The sequence below is a fragment of the Pararhizobium sp. DWP3-4 genome, assembly GCF_049898205.1.
Taxonomy (GTDB): Bacteria; Pseudomonadota; Alphaproteobacteria; order Rhizobiales; family Rhizobiaceae; genus Pararhizobium.
The window spans coordinates 1-24,936 of the sequence record NZ_JAFCXF010000023.1 but is presented as its reverse complement, the minus strand read 5'-3'; the positions used below and the strand labels follow the sequence as shown (position 1 = coordinate 24,936).

22 protein-coding genes and 3 pseudogenes are annotated in these 24,936 nt (G+C 55.9%); 9 read left to right on the top strand and 16 right to left on the bottom strand.

Features of this window, described 5'->3' with window-relative positions; genetic code table 11:
• Positions 1 to 71: 71 nt before the first annotated feature.
• On the top strand, positions 72 to 692 hold the full coding sequence (locus ACP7E6_RS28115; RefSeq protein ID WP_426233284.1) for a CGNR zinc finger domain-containing protein: 621 nt from the start codon (positions 72 to 74) through the stop codon (positions 690 to 692).
• A gap of 812 nt (positions 693 to 1,504) precedes the next feature.
• On the opposite strand, the gene ACP7E6_RS28110 is transcribed toward ACP7E6_RS28115, so the two are convergent.
• From ACP7E6_RS28110 to ACP7E6_RS28045, 14 genes and pseudogenes are all read right to left on the bottom strand, one after another.
• On the bottom strand, positions 1,505 to 2,386 hold the full coding sequence (locus ACP7E6_RS28110) for a DUF72 domain-containing protein (protein WP_426233282.1): 882 nt from the start codon (positions 2,384 to 2,386) through the stop codon (positions 1,505 to 1,507).
• Positions 2,387 to 2,725: 339 nt separating this feature from the next.
• Complete coding sequence (locus ACP7E6_RS28105; protein WP_426233280.1) at positions 2,726 to 2,929, bottom strand: hypothetical protein; 204 nt, start codon at positions 2,927 to 2,929, stop codon at positions 2,726 to 2,728.
• A 552-nt stretch (positions 2,930 to 3,481) separates the two neighbouring features.
• Positions 3,482 to 4,249, bottom strand: coding sequence for an outer membrane protein (locus ACP7E6_RS28100; protein ID WP_426233278.1), 768 nt, complete (start codon positions 4,247 to 4,249; stop codon positions 3,482 to 3,484).
• 501 nt (positions 4,250 to 4,750) lie between these two features.
• The gene (locus tag ACP7E6_RS28095; protein ID WP_426233309.1) at positions 4,751 to 5,200 is read right to left on the bottom strand and encodes a substrate-binding domain-containing protein; all 450 of its coding nucleotides are present in this window, start codon (positions 5,198 to 5,200) and stop codon (positions 4,751 to 4,753) included.
• Positions 5,201 to 5,405: 205 nt separating this feature from the next.
• A pseudogene (locus tag ACP7E6_RS28090) lies at positions 5,406 to 6,506 on the bottom strand (IS3 family transposase).
• A 123-nt stretch (positions 6,507 to 6,629) separates the two neighbouring features.
• Entirely contained in the window at positions 6,630 to 7,256 is a 627-nt protein-coding gene (locus ACP7E6_RS28085) for a nucleotidyltransferase family protein (protein ID WP_426233276.1), read from the bottom strand.
• Positions 7,253 to 8,173: an XdhC family protein gene (locus ACP7E6_RS28080; protein WP_426233274.1), complete on the bottom strand. Its 921-nt coding sequence runs from the start codon at positions 8,171 to 8,173 to the stop codon at positions 7,253 to 7,255. Before ACP7E6_RS28080 ends, ACP7E6_RS28085 begins: the two co-directional genes overlap by 4 nt.
• 10 nt (positions 8,174 to 8,183) lie before the next feature.
• Entirely contained in the window at positions 8,184 to 10,382 is a 2,199-nt protein-coding gene (paoC, locus tag ACP7E6_RS28075) for an aldehyde oxidoreductase molybdenum-binding subunit PaoC (RefSeq protein WP_426233273.1), read from the bottom strand.
• A 2-nt stretch (positions 10,383 to 10,384) separates the two neighbouring features.
• Positions 10,385 to 11,335, bottom strand: coding sequence for an FAD binding domain-containing protein (locus ACP7E6_RS28070; protein WP_426233271.1), 951 nt, complete (start codon positions 11,333 to 11,335; stop codon positions 10,385 to 10,387).
• A complete protein-coding gene (paoA, locus tag ACP7E6_RS28065; RefSeq protein WP_426233269.1) occupies positions 11,332 to 11,967 on the bottom strand; it encodes an aldehyde dehydrogenase iron-sulfur subunit PaoA in 636 nt (211 codons plus the stop codon). Before paoA ends, ACP7E6_RS28070 begins: the two co-directional genes overlap by 4 nt.
• 168 nt (positions 11,968 to 12,135) lie before the next feature.
• Entirely contained in the window at positions 12,136 to 12,375 is a 240-nt protein-coding gene (locus ACP7E6_RS28060) for a hypothetical protein (RefSeq protein ID WP_426233268.1), read from the bottom strand.
• Between the two features lie 215 nt (positions 12,376 to 12,590).
• A pseudogene (locus ACP7E6_RS28055) lies at positions 12,591 to 13,222 on the bottom strand (DUF6766 family protein).
• A gap of 1,695 nt (positions 13,223 to 14,917) precedes the next feature.
• Entirely contained in the window at positions 14,918 to 15,262 is a 345-nt protein-coding gene (locus tag ACP7E6_RS28050; RefSeq protein WP_426233267.1) for a hypothetical protein, read from the bottom strand.
• Between the two features lie 1,098 nt (positions 15,263 to 16,360).
• On the bottom strand, positions 16,361 to 16,657 hold the full coding sequence (locus tag ACP7E6_RS28045; RefSeq protein WP_426233265.1) for a hypothetical protein: 297 nt from the start codon (positions 16,655 to 16,657) through the stop codon (positions 16,361 to 16,363).
• 1,286 nt (positions 16,658 to 17,943) lie between these two features.
• On the opposite strand from ACP7E6_RS28045, the gene ACP7E6_RS28040 reads away from it, so the two are divergent.
• The 5 genes from ACP7E6_RS28040 (at position 17,944) to ACP7E6_RS28020 (ending at position 20,969) form a co-directional block, all read left to right on the top strand.
• Complete coding sequence (locus ACP7E6_RS28040; protein ID WP_426233263.1) at positions 17,944 to 18,147, top strand: hypothetical protein; 204 nt, start codon at positions 17,944 to 17,946, stop codon at positions 18,145 to 18,147.
• Entirely contained in the window at positions 18,144 to 18,455 is a 312-nt protein-coding gene (locus ACP7E6_RS28035) for a hypothetical protein (protein ID WP_426233261.1), read from the top strand. Before ACP7E6_RS28040 ends, ACP7E6_RS28035 begins: the two co-directional genes overlap by 4 nt.
• Before the next feature lie 220 nt (positions 18,456 to 18,675).
• Positions 18,676 to 18,867: a hypothetical protein gene (locus ACP7E6_RS28030; RefSeq protein ID WP_426233259.1), complete on the top strand. Its 192-nt coding sequence runs from the start codon at positions 18,676 to 18,678 to the stop codon at positions 18,865 to 18,867.
• A gap of 1,182 nt (positions 18,868 to 20,049) precedes the next feature.
• Positions 20,050 to 20,460 carry a response regulator gene (locus ACP7E6_RS28025; protein ID WP_426233257.1) on the top strand — a complete coding sequence of 137 codons (411 nt, stop codon included), beginning with the start codon at positions 20,050 to 20,052 and terminating at the stop codon, positions 20,458 to 20,460.
• Between the two features lie 242 nt (positions 20,461 to 20,702).
• Positions 20,703 to 20,969, top strand: coding sequence for a hypothetical protein (locus tag ACP7E6_RS28020; protein ID WP_426233255.1), 267 nt, complete (start codon positions 20,703 to 20,705; stop codon positions 20,967 to 20,969).
• A 402-nt stretch (positions 20,970 to 21,371) separates the two neighbouring features.
• On the opposite strand, the gene ACP7E6_RS28015 is transcribed toward ACP7E6_RS28020, so the two are convergent.
• Positions 21,372 to 21,950, bottom strand: coding sequence for a hypothetical protein (locus ACP7E6_RS28015; RefSeq protein ID WP_426233311.1), 579 nt, complete (start codon positions 21,948 to 21,950; stop codon positions 21,372 to 21,374).
• Between ACP7E6_RS28015 and ACP7E6_RS28010 the strand changes: the two genes are divergently transcribed.
• From ACP7E6_RS28010 to ACP7E6_RS28000, 3 genes and pseudogenes are all read left to right on the top strand, one after another.
• Entirely contained in the window at positions 21,925 to 22,551 is a 627-nt protein-coding gene (locus ACP7E6_RS28010) for a hypothetical protein (protein ID WP_426233253.1), read from the top strand. The genes ACP7E6_RS28015 and ACP7E6_RS28010 overlap by 26 nt on opposite strands.
• 223 nt (positions 22,552 to 22,774) lie before the next feature.
• Complete coding sequence (locus ACP7E6_RS28005; RefSeq protein WP_426233251.1) at positions 22,775 to 22,978, top strand: cold-shock protein; 204 nt, start codon at positions 22,775 to 22,777, stop codon at positions 22,976 to 22,978.
• A gap of 193 nt (positions 22,979 to 23,171) precedes the next feature.
• Positions 23,172 to 23,573, top strand: a pseudogene (locus ACP7E6_RS28000) (MOFRL family protein); the annotation flags it as partial.
• A gap of 176 nt (positions 23,574 to 23,749) precedes the next feature.
• Here ACP7E6_RS28000 and ACP7E6_RS27995 read toward each other — a convergent pair.
• Complete coding sequence (locus tag ACP7E6_RS27995) at positions 23,750 to 24,382, bottom strand: helix-turn-helix transcriptional regulator (protein ID WP_426233249.1); 633 nt, start codon at positions 24,380 to 24,382, stop codon at positions 23,750 to 23,752.
• Positions 24,383 to 24,936: the final 554 nt, after the last annotated feature.

Sequence of the window (24,936 nt, the reverse complement as noted above, 5' to 3'; positions counted from 1 at the left end):
GTAACGGATAAAGTATCTATAGACCGTTACAACCCGCTCTTGCCGAATTCGTTCCGTGATCCGATATTGAAATGATGACAAATCAAAAGACCATCGGCGACATCAAGCTTCTCGGCGGCCATCCGGCACTCGACTACGTCAATACGGTCGATAGCCGGGGGGAGCGCTGTGGTCCGGAGTTTTTGAACAGCTACAGCGATCTGGTGACGTGGGCACGGCGTGTCGGCCTGATTGACGACGAGGAGTGCGCCGCTTTGCTGTCAAAGGCGGCCCAATCGCCCCCCGAGGCCCAGGATAGCCTGAATGAAGCGAAGGAGTTTCGAGAAGCATTATGCCGCATATTCATGTCAGAATCGGACGAGAGCCCAATCGCGCAGAAAGATCTGCGGCTTGTCACCGACATGACAAATTGGGCTCAATCACAACGGACTTTGACGGACTTGGCGGGGATCATCGAGTGGCGGTACGCCTCGGCAGAGAAGTTGAACGCCATAGCCGAGCGCATCGGATGGTTGGCCGCCGAGTTGCTGACATCACGACGAGACCGGCGCCCCGTCCGCGCGTGTCAGGGTCCGAACTGTGGGTGGCTGTTTCTCGACCACTCTCGCAACGGCCATCGGCGATGGTGTTCGGACAAGACGTGCGGATCTCACTCAAGAGTTCGAAAGTTCCGGGCTGTGCGATCCGATTGACGTGTCCCGGCGGATACCTGCACCGGGCATCCTAAGGGTTATTAAAGTGTGTAGCTAAAGACGGAAGCGCAACCTCCTATTTTAGCATTAGGACTTCAAATGACAAATTATCCGGCCAATGATGCCGTCGTTTTTGAGGTGGAAACGGTGAGAACTGCTCTCCCGACATGGTTAGTAGCACCGTCGAATTGGTGGAACTGGCGAAAATGCCGAGCGTGATGCAAGAGTGGTCAATCCTGAAACCTTAGAGCGGTCCCGTAAGCTGATTGTAGAGGTTGCCGAATGGCAGCATAGGTTGGGTAAATGGAAAAAACAGCAACTCGGACCTCGCTTTAGGGCCGAACTCCGCATCCTCTAGGCGACATTGGATGCATCTATGGATGAGGCGAACGCAGCCGCAATCAAGCTGAAGTCGTTCGACTGATGAGTTCGCGAGGCGCAAAATTGCGTCTACAAACCATCGGGGCCGGCCAACACACTTTCCGGCGGCGCGCAGCGGCAATCAAGATCTGATGCGTTTGTTTTAAGTTCGTTGAAGTGCAGCGCCACATGCTAAAAAAGTGATCGAGTATCGATCAACGCTCGAAAATCTAACGACAATTAGGGACAGCATGTACATTGTGTGCCAACCCCGCCCCAGCGCGGATCCGCGCTTTGGCGCGAACTTACAAAGAAGATCTGTACGTCGTTGAGGGGGTGGATTTCTCACAGCACCTTACACAGGAATTCTTCGCCGAGGGTATGATGAAGCGTGGCTCATACCGACACGATAATCCGTGACGCTTTGGTCCCTTGCAATGACTGGTCGCTTATTACCTCTCCAGGAGCTCTGCCAATCGCTTTGCATTTTTTATGGAGTGGCCGTCACGGTCGTTGTTGAAATATACCCAGGTTGTCTGGGCACCGCTCTCGCGGATCCGATTGGCCCAGATCAGCAGCTCGTCGTCGCTATAGTCATGGCGATACCACTGCTTTGTTCCGTGAAAACGTACGTAGATATCACCAGCGGTCCGGACCAGTTCGTCAGGCAATCGTGGGCCACTGCAGGAACAGAAGATTGCTCCGGCAGCTTTGAACGCATTGAAAACCTCCTCATTCCACCAGCTCTTGTGTCGAAACTCGACCACGTTCCGACGTAAGGGGTCAAGTTGCGACAGAATGCGATGCAAAGTCTCGGCGCTATACCGAATGCTAGGCGGCAGTTGGAAAAGGAAGCATCCCATTTGTTGACCGAGCAGATCGGCGATATAGCCGAAGTCCTCCACCAAAGTTTCAGTTTCCTCGAAGCGCTTTACATGGGTAATGAGTTCACAAACCTTGACGGTATAGACAAAGTCTGGCGCCGCTTGCCGCACCCAAGTCTTGACGGCAGCGATGGTCGGCCAAGAGTAAAATGGCGCATTGAGTTCTACGGTCTTGAAGTTAGATTGATAAATGTCGAACATTTGGTTTGAGGGCGTTTCGGCGGGATAGAAATGCCCCTTCCAGTGCCAGTAGTACCAGCCCGAACAGCCTATATGTGTCCGGCCCGACAACGCCGCTTGGCCGTCTGAAACCACTTCGCCGTGACGAGCGGCAAGCCTGACAAGACTCATCTTGTTGGCACGGCCGATGTTGGCATCACGTTGCTTTTGCCGACGCTCGGCACGTCGTGCACGTCGTTTATCTACGGCTTCGGGAGAGGCGTCTACCATGCTGCCGTTCCAGTTTTATCTGTTCCAAAGACTATGTATGACTGTCCGGTCATTATCGACTTTGAGGTGGCCACGCATAGCTGCGAACGCGTCATGTCCTTTCGACGCAAAGGTCGCAGCCGCTCGGTTGCGCAAGGCTTCCAGCCTTGTCAACGGCCCTAGCACCCTCGACCGTTCCAATTTTGCGGTAAAAAGCGGAAAGCCTGGCGACTTCGATGCCAGGCTTTGTCATCGATGTGGCCGTAATCGAACGTATAAGTCCTTCAGGGACAGGGTGCCGGTGTTTGGTCATCGTGGATTGTCTTTACAGAAGCTTATCCTCCTCGGCAGGCCCTTTCATCACCTGTCTCCCTTCGTTTTCCCAGCGTCGGTCATTTTGGAGCGATTGGGATCTTTCAAGTTCTCTCCTGCCGCGTCGCGATCCGTCTCAGGATCATCGACGGACGGAAGATACCCGGGCGGGCGGGTTTCTTCAGGTCCTTCCCAGCGAGGCGATTGGTCAGTAGTTCCGGCTGGGCCCGCTTTCGGTGTTTCCTGTTTCATCGCTTTTCCTCCAAACTCTGTTTCCACGCCTATATATTGACTCAACTGTGGAAAGGTTCAGATGTTCCGTCCAATGGCGTTGATAGGTGAGGATCGTCCAAAGGATGGAACCGCTGATAGCTGTGGTTGCAACATCCAACGAGCACTGAATCAGTCCGTAGACGTTTGCAAAGCAAGCTAGCGGCTGATGGCCGTGGCCTGAGACCACACAACCATCCAGCGGCCGTTGTGATTTTCATATGTGTCACTGTGCCAGTACTCACCGGGCAGCACGAAGTGCCCGTTGAAGATTACTTTGAGGTGAGCGCGGTAGCGTACAACAGCGGCCGAGCCATAAAGAACTTGATGACCGCTTCACGTCGGGACAACGTTCGGAGGGGGCCGATGCGGACGCCAACGAGACCGGGCTAGGTAAGGGAGGCTGACTTCTCGGCGCTAATCCCAGGCCTTAAACCAAGACGAACCAGCGAATGTGCGGATTGGAACAGTCAAAGTAGTCGACGCCTGTTCCAATCAAGACAAATACAATCGAAGGTTTGCCTCTGGCAAAAGTCAAAACTGTTTGCGAAAGCCGAACATCACGGCATGGCTGGAGAAATCCGTGCTCCGGTTCGTGCCATCCCGCGCCTGCACGCTGAAGTCGTCGGCCGCCGTGTACCGATAGCCGATGTCCAGCGTGGTATCGTTGAATAATGAGACGTCGGAAAATAGACCGAGGCCTTGCAGGTCGATGCCGACTCCTGCATCGAGATGGTAGGCAAATTGCGTATCATCGTCATCGATCACAACGCCCGTTCCGGATACGCCCTGACGGCCAAGTTCAAGATTCATAAAACCGACGCCGCCCCCGACATAAGGGGTGACAGCACTGAAGAAGCCGCCCTGCTCAGGACTGCCCAACGGAATGTCGAGGTACCCGTTAACGTATCCCTGGATTGTTGTCGCGTCACCGAAGGAATCCGTCGAGCCGACGTCCGCACCGTTAACGCGGTGGTGATCTACGGAGGAGTTGCCGTAACCGACTTCGAGTTCAAGCCGCGGCGAGACATAGCCCACGTCGCCGAAGCTGTAGCCTGCGCGTAGTGCGCTGTAATATCCTACATCGTAATCCGTACTAACGCGCGCCCCCGCAGTAGCAAACCGCGTGTTGTCGATGAACGTTAGACTGTTGATGGTGCCGAGATAGAAGCCCCCGCTGGTTTCAACAACGACAGGCTGGACGGGTGCGGACAGATCCTGAGCGAGGTCTGCAGAAGCAGCGGCGCTGGCGGCTGCAAGAACCGACACGCAGGCGAGTAACAATCTGGGAACTTTCGTCATTTCAAAATCCTTTGATAGGCCGTTTCGCTGAAGGAATCTGCGGCCGTTTTTAGTGGAGGGCTGAAGGCGAAGTCTGCTGCGTAATCATGGCAAGCCCGCAATTGTTCCACCACCCCCGTTGGGAAATGGCTGGCTGTTGCTATTTTGCTTCATCGCAGCCGTGGCATTGCTATCCGGTTTTCGCCCCAGGAACAGGTAACGTCCGATCGTCCCGGCGGCATGCAGGTCTGCGTCCAGACGCTGGGTCGTAGGCCGCCTTGAAGAGCGATCCGCGCAGTTGTTCCTTTTCTACCATCCGGTTCTCCAGTCCGTGCTGCTGGTGTTAAATCTCGGGACGAGAGGCAACGCTCCTTCATTCAGGTGGAAAGCCAAAAATTAGGAGAGTTTTACCGATTGCGTAGAGCGCACTATCGAAGGCTAAAAAATCAAACGGAACGCTCCAGTCGGGGAACGGCATATCTGTTCCGGCAGGAGGATGGAGGGCTTGTGTTTGAGAGCCACTCAGAACTTGGCAGTAGCCCTGACTAGTATAGACTTGGCGCGCGTGCTTTCAACGCGAAGTGGCGTAAGGGGAGAGTGCAAACTGCGACAGAGCGAGCGAAAGTTTTTAAAGGCACACCTATGAGTTGAGCAGGGCTTTTCCGATCCGCAACGCGAGCCGTAGTTTACTGCTGTAACGCCCGAAACTCGGCTACTGATTTGCGCTCGACAATTTCGCATTCGAACTTCATTTTGGTTCTCGCGTTTCAACCGAAGCGTTGCCACTAATTCAGCGAGCTTTTCAACCGCATAATGCGCCATGTCGGCGTGCGGAAGTTCCATTGTCGTCAATGGTGGGAGCATGTCCGCTGTGTATGATTCATTGTCGAAACCAATCACCGAAATATCGTTGGTGATCGAAAGCCTTGCTTCAGCGGCAGCGGCAAGACCCCCATAGCAGTTCGATCGCAAAAACAGCAAAATGGCCGTTGGTGGCTAAGTCAACGTTTGAAGCTGCTTAAAAGCATTGTAGCCTCCCGTTATGGTCCACCCTCCTCTGAGAACCGATGCGCTGTCGAAAGGTATGTCGCGCATCATAAGAGCTCGGCGATAACCTTTGACCTGAGACCCATCTTCCCTCCAGTTTTCGGGAGAGTCTTGGGGTTTCAATCTGGCTTTATGCGGCCAGTTTTTCCAGAGCTATTTTCGATGCGAATTCACTGGGCGTGATGTTACCCAGCGAAGAGTGTGGTCTGTTTCGGTTGAAGTCTTCCTTCCATGCGGTGATTTCCGTCCTCGCCTGTGTCACAGACGAGAACAGTGTTTCGTTGAGGCATTCGTCGCGGAAGCTGCCATTGAAGCTTTCTACGAAGCCGTTCTGCATCGGCTTGCCCGGCGCGATGTAATGCCATTCGATCTGGCTGGCTTGGCACCATTCGAGAACGGCCATGCTCGTCATCTCCGTTCCATTATCCGGAAACAATCGTTCGTGGCTTTCCTCGGCGCACGATGACGGCATCGAGTTCCCGCGCAAGCCGCCGACCTGAGAGCGACGTGTCGGCGGCCAGCGCCAGGCATTCGCGGGTGAAGTCGTCGACAACGGCCAAGACCCGAAAGCGACGACCATCCGTGAAGGCGTCGCTGACGAAGTCGAGGCTCCAGCGCTCGTTGGGACGCGAGGGTAGTGCCAAAGGTCGTCTCGTTCCCAAAGCCCGTTTGCGCCCGCCACGTTTGCGGACGGTCAGCTTCTCTTCGCGATAAAGACGCCGGAGCTTCTTCAGGTTCATGACGATCCCCTGCCGATCCAGCATGACGTGAATGCGCCGATATCCAAAACGACGGCGCTCGGATGCCACCAGCTTCATAGCCTCACGGATATCAGCGTCATCGGGCCGAACGCTGCGATATCGCACGCTTGACCGATCAACGGACAAAACCTCGCACGCCCGACGCTGGCTCACACCATGCTGTTCGCAGACATGAGCCACAGCGTCCCGCTTCACATCGGGCGTCACCATTTTTTTGAAGCGACATCCTTCAAAATGGCATTGTCCAGCATGGTCTCGGCCAGCAACTTCTTCAGCTTGGCGTTCTCATCTTCCAGAGCCTTCAGCTTGCGGGCATCGGAAACCTCCGTGCCGCCAAACTTCGATTTGTATTTGTAAAAAGTCGCTTCGGATATTCCGTGCTTGCGGCAGACGTCGGCCGTCCTCAGGCCGTTCTCCTGCTCTTTCAATATCCCGATGATTTGCTCGTCCGTGAACCGTGAATGCTTCATGCTGTCCGTCTCCTCAGTGTGACGGACTCTACCAAAATTTGGAGGAAGATTAGGGTCTCAGGCAATCCGCATGAACCGCATTCATGAATTGCGCGTGTTATCGCCATTGTTTGCAGTCGGTCATCAGGAGCGGGGAAGTTTTCCGCCCGCAGCAAGAAGTTGCTCGACGGTATCGACGTCGAGCAACGCTGCCTCACCGATTTCAACGTCCATAACCTGCGCTGCACCGCTTCGGACAAGGGAGCATGCACCAACGTCGCCTTTGAGTTGCTGAAGATCGCTGTGCAGAATTCGCGGGAAGATGACCGGGTTGCCTGGCAACCCATGGCTAACAGCGCGCACGATGGAACTTGCGCGAGTTTCGCGGAAAGCGGCGACAAGTGCGTTCAGATGCTCGGTTGAAAGATCAGGCATATCGGCAAGCGTGATCATTATGCCCTCTGGTTCAGTTTGAGCCGCAGCGGACACCCCAATTCCCAGCGAGCTAGCAATGCCGGTTTGATACTTCTCGTTGCGGATAATCCGGCACGGCAGGTCGTGGATCACCGAGGCTATCTCGCCGTGTCGGTGCCCGGTGACGACGAACACGCCGGTACAATCGCATCCCAATGCGTTAATGATAGATCGCCGAACGAGCGGAACACCATTGAAGGTAGCCAGCAGCTTGTGAGCGCCGCCGTCGCCCATTCTACTCGACGCGCCCGCCGCCAGAACGACAATGGCGACGGCGGAACCGCGTTCCACGATCATCCGTACGCCGCGAGACGCGCTGCCGCGACATCGGCGAGCACGGACAGGGCAAGCGAACTGGCGTCTCTTGTCGGACCGAAAAATCCAATCGGCGCCTTAATGCGGTTGATCTCGGTTTTAGACCAGCCCGCGAGGCATAGACGCTCCTCTCGCCGCTTGTGAGTACGGGTGCTACCGAGTGCGCCGACGTAGAAGGCGCGGGACCTAAGAGCGGCACCAAGAACTCTCTCCTCGGCGTCGAGATCATGGTGCAGCAACACAACAGCGGTCATCTCGTCGATCGCCGCCAGTAAATTTTGCTCATTCCCATTCGTCTCGATTACATCAAAGCCGCAAGCCTTCGCAATGGCTGACACCGCATGTGCTTCAGCGTTCCCGCCTGAAACGGCGATCCTCGTACGAGGTCGGTACAAGATTTTGAAATCCTTGTCATACCATCCCGACTGCGACGGAGGACATATCCGGTCGAGTAGGTGCTCATCAGGTGAGTAGCAGAGCGCTCCTGTCTCTCGCGCTTGTAAGCTTTTAAGGATGCCATCAACGAGCCTGCCGTCCCTTAGGACGTGGATGGCGATCGTGATGCCGCCGCCACATGGCAAGGCGATGTCAAAGAATGGAGAACCCTTCCCAAACTTCACGATACGATCTCGTCCTTCTTCAAGGGCCATAAGCGCCTCGCAGGCAACTGCCGCCTCGACGCATCCACCAGAAACGTAGCCACAGAACCTGCCGTCCGAGGCGACTGCAAGCTGAGAGCCGAGCGCGCGGGCGGCCCCTCCTCGAATATCGACAAGTGTTGCAAGGGCAATTTTACCGCCCCCCTGCAATGCGGCCAACGCGAAGGCCAATATCTCTTCCGGTTCGTCGGACGTGGTTGCCCGAACCGGGGTCGGAAGAGAAGTTAAAACTTGGTCCATGTCATCCTCCTCAAGCTACGTCCGGCAGCTCGCCGATCAGCTTGTCGAGGGTGATCGGATAGTGCCGGACCCTGATGCCGGTGGCGTTATAGATCGCGTTGGCGATTGCTGCCGACACGCCGCAAAGACCGAGTTCTCCCACGCCCTTCGCTTTCATCGGCGAAGACAACGGATCTGTCTCGTTCAGGAAGATCACCTCCTGGTGCGGGATGTCGGCATGGACCGGCACCTCGTAGCCCGCGAGGTCATGGTTGACGAAGAAGCCGCGCCGAGTGTCGACGGCGAGCTCTTCGGAGAGCGCACCACCCGCTCCCATGGTCATCGCGCCGATAACCTGGCTTCGGGCCGTGATCGGGTTGAGGATGCGGCCCGCGGCGCAGACTGCCAGCATGCGCCTTATCCGCGTTTCCCCCGTCGCGACATCAACGCCCACTTCTACGAAATGCGCCCCGAAGGTCGACTGCTGGTGCGTCTTTGTCAGATCGCCCCACTCCATCGTGTCTTCGCCAACCAGTACTTCATCGCCCGCGGCCTCCGCCAGCGGGACGAAGCGGTTGCCCGACCGAACTGTCCCGTTTTCGAATACTGAATTCTCCGAGTTGAAGCCGAGCTTGCTGGCGACGATTTCGCGGAGCTTGACGCAGGCCGCGTAAACACCTGACGTTGCAGAGTTCGCGCCAAACTGTCCGCCGGAGCCGGCCGATACCGGAAAGCGGGAATCCCCAAGCTGGACCGCCACCTTGTCGATGCCAACGCCAAGCATCTCGGCGGCCGTCTGGGCGATAATCGTGTAGCTGCCGGTCCCGATGTCGGTCATGTCGGTCTCGACGGTTACGACGCCGTCCCGGTCGAGCTTGACGCGCGCGCCCGATGGCATCACCAAATTGTTGCGGAACGCGGCTCCGATACCCATACCGACGAGCCACTGCCCTTCTCGACGGGCGCCTGGCTTGGCGCGCTTGTCCCAGCCGAACGCCTTGCGCCCTCGCTCCATGCAGCCGATGAGATCCCGATGCGAGAACGGCCGCTCTGGCTTCTCCGGATCGACCTGGGTATCGTTAACGATCCGGAACTGGACAGGATCCATACCGAGCTTTTCGGCCATCTCGTCAATGGCGATCTCAAGGGCCATCAAACCCGGCGCCTCGCCGGGTGCGCGCATGGCGTTGCCTTCTGGAAGGTCGAGCGTGGCCAGACGCATTGCCGTCATCCGGTTTGCTCCGGCGTAAAGAAGCCGCGTCTGGTTGACTGCCGTTTCCGGCCCGCCGCCCGGAAGGTCGCCAGACCAGCTCTCATGGGCGATTGCCGTAATCTTGCCGTCGCGCTCGGCGCCGATGCGAATGCGCTGGATGGTAGCCGGGCGGTGCGTCGTGTTGTTCGGTACAAAAGGCCGCGGGAGCGCCACCTTCACTGGATGGCCGACGTCCTTTGCCGCGAATGCGGCTAGAACGGCATCGGCGCGCAGGAACAGCTTACCGCCAAACCCGCCGCCGATAAACGGCGACATCAGATGGATCTTCTCCTTGTCGATCCCGAGCGTTGTGGCAAGGTCGGTCCGCCCCCAGTCGATCATCTGGCTCGACGTCCAGACGGTCAGCTCATCACCGATCCACGCGGCGATCGAAGCGTGCGGCTCCATCATCGAGTGCGACTGGTCCGGGGTTGTGTAGGTCTCGCTCAACGTGACGGCAGCCGTCTTAAAAGCGGCGTCGAAGTCGCCGACCGCCGTGTCCGGTTCATGGGATTCCTCGGGCTTCTCGGCCGATGCCATGGCAGCGCGCAGGTCGTAGACGCCAGGTTGTTCTTCATAGTCTACCTTCACCAATGCCGCTGCGGCACGTGCCCGTTCGAACGTATCTGCGACAACGACAGCGACGGCTTGATGATAGTGCTGGATCTCTGCGCCGCCAAACAGCTTGGCGGTGTTGTACTTGCCCTTTTTTAGGTCTCCGACGTCGAGCGTCGTGACGACCTTAAGCACCCCTGGCGACTTGTTCGCGGCGCTTGTGTCGATCGACTTAATCTTGCCCTTGGCGATCGAAGCGCCAACGGGATATCCGTAGGCATAGGGCACGTTCTTGTCGTACCACTCGTAGGCGTACATCGCTCTGCCGGTGGTCTTGAGCTCGCCGTCTATTCTATGGATGGGTTTGCCAACCACTTTGAGCTGGTCGATTGGATTGGTGGTAGCTGGTTTGTCGAACTGCATGACTATCCCCTTGCCTCCACGATCACGGCGCCTAGCGTGCGCTCGACAAGATCGATCTTGAAGTGGTTCTGCTCGGTTGGACGGGCGCTCGCCATTAAGACAGAGGCAACGGCCTTGGCACCGTTTTTGAGTTGCACGTCGGCCTCTTCGATGCGCCAAGGCTTATGGGCGACGCCGCCGACCGCGACGCGGCCAGAGCCATCAGGCTGAATGATTGCGCCGACCGAGACGAGGGCGAACGCGTAGGATGCCCGGTCCCTCACCTTCCGGTAGATGTGCTTGCCACCGGTCGGTAGCGGCAGGACGACCGCAGTGATAATTTCGCCAGGTTCGAGTGTTGTCTCGATATGCGGCGTGTCTCCAGGAAGACGATGGAAGTCCGCCATCGGAATGGACCGTTTCGCCCCGTCGGCTTTGACGGTTTCGACAACGGCGTCAAGCGCCCGCATGGCGATTGCCATGTCGCTCGGATGCGTCGCGATGCAGGCGTCGCTCGTTCCTATGACCGCGTGTTGGCGCGTAAAACCTCCAATCGCAGAGCAACCACTACCTGGCTGGCGCTTGTTGCATGGTTGGTTCGGATCGTAGAAGTACGGACAGCGTGTTCGCTGTAGCAGGTTGCCCGCGGTTGTTGCCTTGTTGCGAAGCTGCCCGGAGGCACCTGCCAGCAGCGCGCGCGATAGGAGACCGTAGTCTCGTCGCACCCTCTCGTCTGCGGCCAAGGCCGTGTTCCTGACGAGAGCACCGATCCTCAGGCCACCTTCCGGCGTCGGCTCGATCTTGTCGAGGCCAAGTCCATTCACGTCGATCAGATGGCTCGGGCGCTCGATCTCGAGTTTCATGAGATCCAAGAGATTTGTACCGCCGGCAATGAACTTGGTTTGCGGGTTCGAAGCTGCTGCCTTGGCGGCACTTTCGACCGATGACGCGCGCTCGTAGGTAAAGGCCTTCATGTTTCAATCCCCCCGACTTCCGAGATGGCGTCCAGGATGTTGGAGTAGGCTCCGCACCGACAGATGTTTCCGCTCATGCGCTCGCGGACCTCGGCGGCCGTAAGCCTTACCGCTTCGGTCAGGTTGCCAGTAACGTGACTCGGGATGTTCGCCTTGATCTCTTCCAGCACCGCGATGGAGGAACAGATTTGGCCTGGGGTGCAGTAGCCGCACTGGAAGCCGTCGTGCTTGATGAACGCCGCCTGCATCGGATGGAGGTTGCCTGGAAGGCCCAGTCCCTCGATCGTCGTGATCTCGTCGCCGTCATGCATGACGGCAAGCGTTAGGCAGGAATTAATCCTCTGACCGTCGACGATGACCGTGCATGCGCCGCATTGTCCATGGTCGCAGCCCTTCTTTGTTCCCGTGAGATGCAAATGTTCCCGCAAAGTATCGAGAAGCGTGGTCCTGTTATCGAGGGCAAGTTGGTGTCTCTCGCCGTTAACAGTGAGAGCCACAGGCGTTGTGTGTTTCATATCGTTTCCCGTTGGCTGCGCAGCAGTGTTGTGCGCCGCGACTCCCGTAAGAGCCACCGCCGCTGCTGACGAGATAAGAAGGTCTCGACGTGAAAGTTCCAAATTTTGATTGAGCATGTCCGCTCCGATCGTTCTCAGCTGGAGTAGGGGTTTGGCCCTAAAGCTAAACGCTCAAAATGTAGAGTAGGGCGCTCGGCGGTGAAGATTAGATGCTGCGTCGCTTATGCCCAGTCCATAAGTGAGGAAGATGGCCAGATGTTCCAACCGACCGTTATTTTCCTTGATCTATGAATAACGGCGGCAGCATTGGGCGGGTTTCGTCTGCAGGCGCAAACGCCGGCGCCGAGCAGCTTGGCTGGCATTGACTTCGTTAAGATCGCCGCCGGCGGTTTTCTCATAGGCTCGCCCGCCACGGACCCGGATGGCCGCGCGTTCAAACAACCGCAGCATCGCGTTACGGTAAAAAAGCCTTTTGAGATCGGCCTCTAGCTTCGGTCGGTATGCGATCTTCAGTGCATCGAACATAGTCGTCACCGATATCCTGACCGTAGAAACGACCCCACCTATGTCACTTTGAGCGGGTTCGACTTCCTGTCCATCGACGTTACCGACCGCATAGCGGACGTCGACGACCTGCCGCTGTAGACGTTATGACGGAAGCCGAAGGCCGAAGCCGACGCATGGGATCCAACCTCAATAAATAGAGTGGTTTAAGCGCCGCGTTTGGAGGCTTCACAGCGTTAGCCACCCGTCTCGCTGTGGGGAGAAGCGACTGGCTTCGAGTCTGGTGGCCCTTTGAAACGCAGGAAAATCGAGAGCACCACCACCGTGGTGGAGAGGAATTTTGCTTTGCCAGTTCTCTAATGACTCTAACCAGAACTGGGCGCTGGAGAAGTGATCAATCATTGATGTCGCCTGTCCATGCATGTGCGTTTCGACATTTCCCGCCTCCGCGCTACACCTGAGATGTAAGAAAAATGTCGGCACGAAGAGCGAAAGCCAGCGCGATGCCGAGCGAATAAGAATACGCCGTGCGCGCCCAGCCCCTAACGCGGACGAGCCATGGCGCATCAAGTACCTCAACCTTTGCTGCGGGATCGTCATCGACCTCAGAGGGCCGGTCCAGATCCTTGGACGCCGCAGATCCTCGCTGGAACAGGATCGCAGTCAGCATCACATATGCGGACATCTATAGGAACTCGGCTTCCCATTTCTCGAACATGGACGATAGAAAATGGCTGGACGCGGCATAACCGGCAAGACCGACCCTTGCCGTTCAGTGCTCCGCCAGTTCATGTTTGTGCACCGACCAGCCCGTCAGCAACATCCGACTTATTGTCGAGATGGTAAGGATGGCCAGGACGATGGTCAGACCTTGCGAATAATGGACACCTCTAGCTTTTAATCAGTAGATCCAGGGTTCGAATCCCTGCGCTCTCACTACCCAAACACCTGAAATAATTATATTATTCTTGAGCTGATCTTATTTTGGTTTTTCTCGAATCGCCACCTGGTCGCCACGACTCGTGAAATGCTAACGCTCTCCCTTTCCGTCCAAATAATCAACCGAAGCAAAATTGCGTTGGTTAAAAGCAGGGCTGCAAATTACCAAGTCCCTCCTTAACGCGATTTGCCAAACGTATCTTCCGCCGAGCTGCAAGCATGGCCTTCCTGCTCTCGGGCTCCGTCCTATTCATCCTTGCCGTGAGTCTTTCTATAGCCATCCTCGCAGCCTCCTGCATCGATGATGCCTGCCAAGCGGATCGGCAAGTCGGGGTTGATATCATTTGTCATAAGTTCAAATTAGCCGAAACAAAGTCCTCGGTCTAACATTACATCACTTTTGAAGCGTCCCCACACCGCTCGATACGCTGCAGAGTCCCAACTTGCATCGATCTTACGGCCAGCCAGTCCTCCCAGGTTGGCTGGCTTTTTAATTTGAAGTTTATCTTGCTGTTTTACTGGCCGGCAGCGACGACCCCTTCAGCGCGCCGATAGCTTCCGTGGCCAATCTCCGGCGACGAAAGCGGACCAGCGGTCTCCGCCGGCCACTGGCCCTTTGTTTGTGCCGCCGACGAGAATTCGATATGACCCTTGGTCTGGTTATAGGCGTAGCAATCGGCGCCGCTATAGGAACGGCCCTACTCGGCAATGCCGCTACTGGGATTGCCATGGGTATCGGCGTGTGTGCGGTTTGCTGGTACTTCTTCACTAGGCCTTGACTTGCGAGCCTTGTGGGAACTGGTGCCCGTGTCGGGTGCTTCCGCTGATGCGGACTATCGCTGAATGCGTTATCCCGCCTTGCGACCCCCCACGCCCGAACTGCGGTGGGGCCTGCCGGCGGGTCGACCTTGGAAATATTTAAAACATCACGCGCAGGGCCAAACCAGCGTGTGTCGACCCGTCGTTTGGGCCGTCGCAAAGATTCGCGTTGGAGGAATGATCTACGGTGGCTAAAACGTGACGTTTCTGTCACCTTCACGCCTAGAGCTGCATGCTCTCTAAATAGAGGCCGACAACTAAGTTGAGGGCCGGCTCCACGATCCAAATTTCCGTTGTGAACTGTGCCGCCTGCCCCAAACTCTGCAAATAAATTATCTAAAAAGGCCCCGCTACGGCCATGCAGAAACCGGACAGGGGAAACTATGGTGAGCCCGCCCTACCCTCGACGAAAATCTCTGCGGGCCGAAGTTGTCGCCCGCAAAGAAATCAGTTTTACACGCCGCCGGAAAAGTGCCGTACGAGGCTCTGCACGGCAGCTCAAAGGAGAGAGGCGCCCATGCCGCTAACGAGGCGATACGGAACCATAACGCAAGATCCTCTGAGCGTGTCGTTCGCCGTGACGCAGAACGCGGCGAGAAGATCGACGAGACCGTTATGGACTAATTGACCCTGGCCATTAGTGGCTTGCATCGACATCGAGCGGGTGGGAGTCGATTGATTATCAATTATCACCGGCCGGTTGGTTCCACCCAATTCCAGCGTAATGTAAGAAAATTGCCCGAGAGGAACATGATTGTGGTCCGCCAAGGTTACCGATGGTCCATAACGACGCCATAGCAATCTGTTAGAAATCGATCGCAAGCCCGTTTTCGCAAAAATCGAACTTGGCGGGTTCCGATTCGCTGCCGTCTGCATAAGTGGCCTTGACCCACTGGGAGCAGCCTTCGCTATTCGTGCTCTGGTCCCAGACGAGGTCTGACGTCGAACCTGGCTTGATCCCGCTCCCAATGTCGAAATAACCCCAGTCGCTTTTGTTTTCAGAAACCAGCACTTCGGTGATTGCCGTCTTGGTGGTGTTGGTAGCCGTAAAAGAAAACTCTGCGGCGTGGGAGGTGCCGGTCGCCAGTCCATTCCCCGCGATGCCGAACGCGATTGCAATAAAACCTAAGCCAACGCTATTAAATTTCATGGTTTGTCCTCAGATGAATTCGAGTTTCTTTGCGGCCGTTTGGCCTCGTCCAGAGGAAGATTCGACGGATAGGCTTAATACCGCAAGCGCCAAATTTGGATGTATTCTGGACATTCAGCGAACTTAATATGAACATTGGATCCAATATTGGTCAATTTATCTGACGGGTGGTGCAGCCTTGCAGACACCTCATCGTCGGGGCTGCGCGTGCTATTAAATAACGTCCATAGGCTGTGAGAAGTCACCACAATTGGAGATGGCGGAATCCCGATGCAGTTGGAAAAGGCAACCAAGGCACACAGCGAGGAACTAATCTTCGCCCAATACGGCATCGACGTTGAAACGCTTCAGGTAAAGAGTGTCTGGCAGCGCTCCGAGATGGAATGCTCTGGATGGGGAGCTACGGCCATCTCGTAATGCCGGGTCGTCGAATGGAGACAGAGTTGCTGCTTGTGTTTGGTCTCAGTGACGTCCGAACGATTCCGGCCCGGTTAGTCCCTGTTGACGGCGACAATGTAAGGTCAGAACTCGAGGAACTTGCTGGCCAAAGACGCCTTGAACGCGAGGGTAACCGGTGAGAGGTCATTAGGTTGCCTCCCACCCTCGCCCCTCACCAAAAAGCTTCCATCGCCGCTTCCCGTTCATCCGAGTCATAAACGCTCCCGAGCCCCCCCGGCATCAGCAACGGATCGATGCCCAGTTACGGTTTTGGTAGCAGCCATACGATGAGCAGCAAAACAGCGAGCACCACTACAGCACCGGCAGCGTAAAACATGGCGCTGTTGGGATCTGTCAATGAATTCACGTTCTCATTCCTTTCGCGGCCCAGCGCATGCTAAATATTGTCAAACTGAGAGACCAAACATTGCTTGCCTTCAGATCCTTTTTTCCGTGGAACAAGAACCAGTCCACAAGGTTTTCATTAGCCGGCCGCTAATACCCTTCAGCGCCGGTGGCGAAGCAGCCGCCCGTGCGGCGTAATTGCCGAGCCAGTGGTTGCCCCCGACCGCTGGCTCACCTCGCAAGATGTCCGTAATCCCGGGCGAGACTAGTCCCCATCTCCGCGGATGAACAACACGCCCACCAGTCCGAACACCACTATGCATTGCAATATGAACATAGGCCATTGGTCGGACATCGGCTGATTTTAACATATGAAATAAAAAATGCCGCCACCCCGAAGGATGACGGCCCAACGCAATGCTTCCGATTATCGAATGAAGAGCCGGAAAACATCCTGCGAATAGTAATAGCCATCGGTGTGGCGACGATAGCCACGGCGGTGTTCGCGATAGCCACGGTGCCCGTTCCAATACCCGCGCCGCTCTTGGCGTCGCTCAGCACGGTCATGGCGGCGATCGTGACGGCGGTCGAAGCGATCATCGCGTCGGTCATGACGCTTGTTCCAGCGCGGCTTGTCATCGTCACTGTGGCGATATTGGACGGTCTGCACGTCAGACGTCACTTCACTCTTTGGGGGAGCGAATGGAGCAGCTGATACTGGTGTGAAGGTTGTAAGGCCGACCACCATTGCTATTGCAGCGGCGCCGATGGTCTGGATTATCTTTTTCATGGTCTTCCTTTCAAGTTGATGACCTACCATGGGCCTTAGACTATGAACCCGATCTGAACCCTTCGTTCATGTAAGCTTATGAAATTTGCTGGAAAAAAGCCGTCATCCATATAAGGATGACGGCTTGCGATCGCTCCGTTTCCGGCGCTCTTCAGCGTGGTGACAATCGCCTCGGCGGCTGGTGAGACCTCCTTGTAAAAGCCCCGTCGCCATGAGGAGTGCGACGGGGACCGGGGCGGTCCGCCTAACGGGAGCATCGGGCTCCATGTTTCGGTACGCCCTTACCGAGGAAGGCGGAATTGCACAGGCTTACGAAATGGAAAGCTCTGACGCCATGACCGGCCTGGTGGAACATTGCCACCAATATTATACAGACGAATAACAACCCCAAAAATGTGCATTGAAAAACCCCTAAATTAGTAGTGTTATATATGCACTCTTGGGAGAGAGGCAGGCATTCCATATTGCACTTCTTATTGTGAGCTTTTTCAGTGGTCATGTTGCGCCGCCATCTGGTAACGGATGGCGGCTTTTTTATTGATGATAAAACCGCAGAATAATTCCCCTGAAGGTTGTTCATGCCACATGGCGATGCTACCTACTCCGGTCGGTCGCCAAGGCGTAGGCGATACGGATGCCGGCTGCTTCGTTCACGCTGCGGCTGGCTTGCTCTCAGAGTCGACGGCAAGGTCTCGACCGTGCCCGCAGACTCCAACGCCTAACCTCGCCGTTTGTAAACCTCGAGCGGAACAAATCGATTGCTCTGAAGTTTCTTTGTCGATCAGCTTCAGGGTGGAAACGATGGGCGAACAGCTTCGAATTCAATACGACTGCATAAGCAAGACTGTGCTCGTACAACTCGGGGACAACAGCTACGTTTTGCCCGATCAATTCGACGATAAGGACAGCGCAGAGAACGCTGCCAGAAATTTCGCGCGAGATTCTTGGGCCTACGAAACGGTAGAAGAAACGCGCTCAAAAGACGCCTCTCCCAGCATGTGACCACGGATGTACTGGCACGTATTGTGGGACGGTTAGAAGGTCGGGCGAATGCTCGGCCTTTTTCTTTGACAGTCGATTGACTCCCGCGTCCGCTCAATGACCATTCATGGCTATGAAACTGTGTCCGCCGAAACGCTTCGATCTGCGCATGAATTCAAACGATTCTTGTACCGGCTATGACGTATTCGCGGGGCAGCCAGCGGCACTGAACGTTATCGCCCTGGACAGGCTCCATGCTGCACAGGCCGGAAAATGGGCGACCCAGCTCAACCTTGAATTTGCCAAGCGAGCCGGAGGGACGAACCATTGAGTTCCACCACAGATTTCATAGCCGAACTTATCCGTGCAGCAAACAGTCCCATAACGTTGGGCATTGATGAGCGCCGACGGTTGATCGATCGGGGTGTACGAATGGTGCGCGAGATGCGTGTCGAGTCCGGCGTTCGCCCGGGTCGCCGAGGACAAGATCCGCTTCGAGACATCGAGATAGCGGCGCTAATGGCGGAGGCCGCCGGAAACAATGATGACCTAAAGGTTGTTCTGCTCGACCTAGCGGATATGATCCGCACGCTGAAGATCGTGCTTGATGCAAAAGCAGAAGACTTGAAGGATCAGTGATGCCCAAGCGTCCTCCTGAGATCATCCTTATTGCGCTGATTTTCCTCGCCGTTGGCGTCGCGTTGATGCTGTTCATAGGCCCTATCTTGCGAATGCTCGGCTGGCCGTCTTGATTCTCCTTCAATCAAGAACATAATAAGAACTTCACTGGCGATGCGGCCGATAATCAACAAGTTATACACACGATATCCACTGGTTACACACAGTGGCAGGAGAAGCCATGCCTACGATCAGGGCCGCCGCGTATGATACTCAATATTCCGGCGCAGTTTATGAGATCGCCGACGCGACGATCGGAACGTTGCTCGCAGACATCAAGTGTTTGAAACAGCAACTGGCCGTCACCCAGACCGGGATGAGCATCGGCCTCACCCGTGGTTGGCAGTGGAGCTTTGAACGGGACGTCCGGTGAATGAGTCACGACGACAAGCTCAGGAACTCATGGAGATACTGCGAGGACTGGGGGGGCGAAGCCACGAGCCTTTATGCTGTAGGCGTGCCAATGGTTGGAAAGGGTTTCTGGGAGCACGAGATCGTCAACGCTTTGATGGAGCTGGATCGAGAAAAAGTCATCGAATTACTTCCTGGGAATCAAATGCGAGTGTTTCAAGGCAGACGGTGATGACTGACGACAGTATGGTTCACCCGATTCACCGGTGCATTTCGAGACTGGTACGGCCACGAAGGCTGCAAGCGCTGGGGCTCGTTTGGGAAGGAGCGGAGCCGCGGCCAAACCGAGTGGCGCTGCATCGAGCACCTAGCCAGCGACTATTGGGATGGGCGAGCGGTAACTCGCAACTGAGATTGCGGTCAGCCACTAATCCTAGAGAGATGCAGTCGGTGTAACGCCTGTATACTCTGAAAGGTATCCAGAAGTCGCTCAGCCTCGACGGTCGAAATGCCCAAGTTTCTGAGACGCTGTATGAGCATATGCTGCTTCACAACAATGGTCTCACCACGGAGCACGTGACGTCTGACCATTTGGATTTCGGTTTCGATACGAGCCCCGTAGTAAGCCGGACCTCCGATGCCGCGATCGGCTTCGCAGAAGTTTTAGATTGAACGAAGATGTAGTGCTGACCCTAATTCATCGATGCTGGGTAGCCCAGAAGTTTTAGGCACTCTTCCGTGAGCTGCCGAGCATTGGCTTCGTCGATTATCAGGCGAACCTGATTTCGATCCGTCTGGATCGTTAGCATGCCCAACTCCGGCGTCTCCGAAATCGTCACAATGCTTGATCGCAGAACTTTTACGGCCTTGGGCTTTTTCTTCCAGAACATCGGGAGATTTTATCTGCCCTGAGAAATCCTTCAAGATCGTTTTTGCTTCCAACCGACGTCTTCATCGGAACAAAGCAGCCATACCTTAGTTCCGTATTCGCCGGTGCCCCTCCTCGGCACAAGGTCAACTTCGCCCCGCTTTTGCGGGGTCATTTTCGATCAGCACCGCAGTGGCCCATTAGAAACGTTGGGATTCAATTAGTCTCTTGAGTGGTTGTGGTGTATATTGACCATACCGGTCCCACTACATCCATTTCTCGGCTGTGACTGTTTAAGAGATAATCTGCTCTTGCCCACCCTATTGGAGCAGAGCCATGCCTCATCGCGACCTATCAAATATTAATAAAGCCAATGCTAATATTATCCTCATCCTTGAGGATGAGCCGCTGATCGCGATGGACTTCGAACAAATACTTAAAAACGCGGGTTTTACGACCCACATTTGTTATTCCTGCTCGGAGGCGTCGGCTTGGCTCGCTGATCATTCCCCTGATGCAGCGATCCTGGACATTTGTCTGAAAGATGGATCATGCACTGGGGTGGCATCGCGTCTCCACCAAAATTCCATTCCATTTATTGTCTGCTCTGGGTCTACCCAGGACGAAATCGATCCGATTTTCATTCGTGGAGAGTGGGTGAGTAAACCGTGCCAGCCCAAAATCTTGGTGAATGCAATTAAGAATTCCATTGCCGCGATGCTTGCACTACGGGAGGCGATCGCATGACCGAAGTAAAAAACAGACGGCCACGAGGTGCGTCGCCTCGCGGAAATTTCGAAACGGCGAAGACATATGCGGTTTCATCAGAAGAAGCCCGCCTGGCCGCAGAAAGACGGAAGACAGAAGCTTTGAGACAAGCCCGCCTCCGGCAACAACTCGAGACCCACGCGTCGGACGGAAAATAGCGTTTTAGCGCCTCCCTGGAACCAACAGAATTCGCTTTGGTTTCTTGGCATGGAGGAACCACGATGATCAATACCCCGAAGCTTCCGGTATCCCACGAAGACCGTCATCTGCTCTGTCAGGAAGAGGTTGACGGATCTCTTCAGGACATAATCAATCGAGCTACGACCAACGGCTGGGGCACCATGGAAACGATCGGCGCCATGGAAGAAGTCCTGAAAAATCTGCGGATTATGTACGCAGACAATCCACACCCTAACGAGGGTGATCCAAAGGAAACCAATGAAGGGCGCGCCTTCACCCACGGACGCGGGGGCGCGGAAGAAGAATGACCATTTTCCAAAACGCCGGGATATTCATAGGAATTTCCGTCGCGGTTGGAGGCTTAGGCTTTGTCGTAATGTGGCGGCCGGAAGGAATTGACTATCCTTACACAATGTATTCTTTTGCCCACACCCGTAGACCTCGAACGCTGTGGGTAATTCAAGAGCCTCCCGGCATTGCTGGTGAGGCTCTTTTTTTATTGTGCAGCCCCGCCAGAACGCAAAAAGCCCGCTGACCGGTTAGGTACACGGGCTTTTAGTGAAATTGAACGGTCACCCGGATTTTTGCGGTCTATCTCGAAGCTTGTTTCTTGTTTCTCGATAACTGGATATTCGGGCTGCTTCGGAATCCGTGAACCCCCGGTAATGAAAGCCGAGACGCTCGTCGCAAAATATTGCAAGATCGTTCCCTTAAACACTCTCCAGCTGGTTTTCAGCTAAAAGCTGGTTATTAGCCGCTTCCATGACAGCTGTCAGGAATTTAACCCGTTGCCACACCAGCGTATGTGCTTCCTCGCGCAAGAGCTGGATGGCGTAATAAATGGTCGGATCGAGTTCGACCGCCGCTCCATACTTCCTGCCATTCTGTCGGTGGATGAGGACGCGGCGGACGGGTTGGATGCTCGCCTGGCATTTCGTTGCCCACAGCGAGAAATCGGAAAAATCGTTGCGTTCATCATCTCCGTCGTGTCCGATTTGACACGCCGCGACCTCACATCCCAAACCACTCAGCCTTATGAAAGTTCTTTTCCCATGAGGCGAAAAAACGAAAATGGAAGCCAATACCTCGACCCCGACGGAAGATATTTCGTCGTCCGCGGCCGATTGTGGCGCAAGAGCAATCCAGCGCTCCCCGAACACGAGCGGGATCGACTTGTCAAAGAACTGTGAGGTAGGGCCTATCTCGTCGCCAATGGCCCGCCCGCCACGTTGACTTGGCTGCTCGCCGACCCATTTAGGCAGCATGCCTAAGCGCGAGAGAAACGACATCGAACTTCTGAGGACCTGGACTTTGCCGTCAAAAGCCACGCTCGGGTCGTCGGTGCGCGCGCACGGAATCCTTCTCGAGATGCGGGCGCGGCTCCCGGTGTCTTCGAAGAAATCGCTGATCCTGGAAGCGGGCGAACTCGTGCTTGCAATGCCAGCCGAAGCGAAGTCCGAATTCAACGCCGCGGCGGGCATCGTTTCCGCAGCGATGACGGACATCGGAAACCTGCCCGTGATTCCTCGAGAGATACAGGACATCCTGACGATCAAGCCAGGAGAGCGGCATCGGTGGCTTGCCGACGGTCGCCTCCCCAGCGCGGGGACGAGGACTGTACGACTAGCGGGCCGTGCCAGGCAGATCACCTTCCATGTCTTCGATCCGAAGGTCGTGGAAGCACTCCTCGACAGCGGCACAGTTGACGAATGGCGGGAGGACGACATCGCGGCTGCGGCCGAGAACCGACGGCGGGCCGCCTACAAAGCGAAGCTGACGCGATCGTTGAAGAAGGGGGCGAGTTCTCCGGCACCAGGGGCGGGGTCGGGTGACGCAAGCGCGGAACTGGCGGGTTGGGAAGAATTTGGACAGGACGGTTTTTTACGGTGACCCGCTCAGAGGAACTTCGCCTCGTCCGCGCCGCGATCCCGCCCACTATCAGTGCCGACGGTGTAGATCGAGGCGAGGCACGGTTGAATTCGATGGTCGGACCAACAGCTTGTCCGCCCTTGACCGCTGACAAACCTCGTTCATGACGGGATGGCACGGTTGCCTGGACTATCGGCATCCTATAGTTTGCGCGCGCATTATTGAAAACTTCGGGAAAGCATCTATGGCTACTGGTACGGTAAAATTCTTCAACGACGACAAGGGTTTCGGGTTCATCACCCCGGAGAACGGCGGACAGGACGTGTTCGTTCATGTGTCAGCGCTTGAGCGCGGCGGCTCCCTTCGCGAAGGTGACAAGGTAACCTTCGAAGTCGGACAGGATCGCAAGACAGGAAAGTCGAAGGCCGAGAACGTCTCCGTTCTCTAAACTTGAAATAACGGACGCCCGCTTACTCATACTCAGTGAACGCGGGTGGGTGTCCGTTTTGACAACCAGCCCGCGCCAATGCGGAGGTATCGCGACGCGACTGGATCAGTCGAAGCGCTCGCGCAGGAAAAGAGCCGCCTCAACGGATTCCTCAGACGAAATCGTATGGCCGAAATCGGGAAACGTTTTCAACGTGGCGCACCTCAAATCGTCAGCTGCGGACGGCCTGGAGCCAAGCGATCCGCGGTTCACAAAGGACCAGGTCCATGTCATTGCGTCGGCTGCCGTCTCGCTCGAAGCTGCGGCTGAACACGCCCGAAGGCACGGGATCGAAGCAGTGATCCTTTCGGATTCGATCGAAGGAGAAGCCCGCGACGTGGCAAGCGTGCATGCGGCCATCGCCCGCGAGATTGCGACAAGGAACAGACCTTTCACCAAGCCCGTCCTTTTGCTTGCCGGCGGTGAAACGACCGTGACGCTGCGCGCAACGGGCAAGGGTGGCCGCAACAGCGAGTTCCTCCTCTCCTTCGCGCTCGGCATCAGCGGTGTTGCGGGCATTCATGCCGTTGCCGCCGACACCGATGGCACCAGCGGCCCCGGACACTGCCTCGACGGTCAGCGACGGTAACGTTTTCCTTTTTCTCCGCGCATGAACGAGCATTCTTGTATTCGAGGGCGCGACAAGCGCTTGACGTCGTCGGCGATCTGACCATACCCCTACTGTCTGCCTGCTTAAATAAGGAATGTCCGGACCGGGTTCATTGAACCGCCTCACTTTCCCAACACACTCAGCCAGTCGCCGAATGAACCGCCGTAGCGGCCACCAGGCGGAATTGGAGATCGGGAGGGCTGCAGCGTAGCGGCTTTTCGAATATCCCGAGGGTTGACTCCGAATTCGTGGCTGAAAGCGCGGCTAAAATTGGCAGCCAGATCGAACCCTGCAGCTTCCGCTATTTCTGATATCGGCCGGGTGTTGGTGGCATCGCTGAGGTCCGCGTAAGCTGCAAGAAGCCGCTGTTTCCGTATATAATTAAGAACACCGCCACTTGCGCTAAACAATTGGTAGAGCCGAGTACGGGAGATACCAAGAGAACGGCAGATCTTTTCGAGCGTGAGCTCATCCGAACGTAGATTGCCATGTATATAACGATGCGCGCGCTCCATCATGCCCATATTTGGAAGCTTCGATGGCGCGACCGTCGCAACAGACAGCGAGGCGCATGCGACAATCAGATCGCTGATGGTATGCACGAGGCGTGGTAATTCCTCGGCTGTGAGAGTGTTGAGATTGGACTCGACACCTGTGACGTAGTGAAGAAGCAATTTTGCCAGATTGCCCGAAAATATCGAATTGTCGGCCGCCTCCAGAAGGCCTGCGTGGCCTGCCAGCTGTTCATAAGGCATGAAGAGAAGGATACTGTCAGAATTGGTTGTTCTACCCCGATAAGGATAGCCGAGCGATCTAAACGCAAGTAAGTCCGGCTCCGACCTTACTTTCCCGCGTTTCGCCAGCCGGCAGCGCGAGCTTCCGCTTCGGTGCAACACCAGCGCTCACCATGTCGAGGGCTGATTTTCATTGCCGAATAGTTTTCTTGCCCGAGATTTCTCTCACGCCTATTGGAGGGGAGAATCCACACGCGCGATTCTGCTGTCATGATAAGACAGCCCTACCACCTCTATGTCGAGCGTATGGCGCCGGAAAAGAGCGTGGCCAGCTTTTATGCGTGGGCCGTTCAGCCGACATAATTCGGCGAGGTGTCGCTTGCCCGAGGCCGGATCGGTACGCGCGGGGCGCAGTTGGTGCATCTATTCGACAACGATAGCAAGACCGTCGGCCTGTTGCTGGATGTCCTTCGCGGAAAGCGAAAGCGGGCTACAAGCCGAAACCACCTGTGGACATCCAGCGCATCCAACCCGCATCCCCATCATTGCCGATGACAACACGATCATAAGCTGAC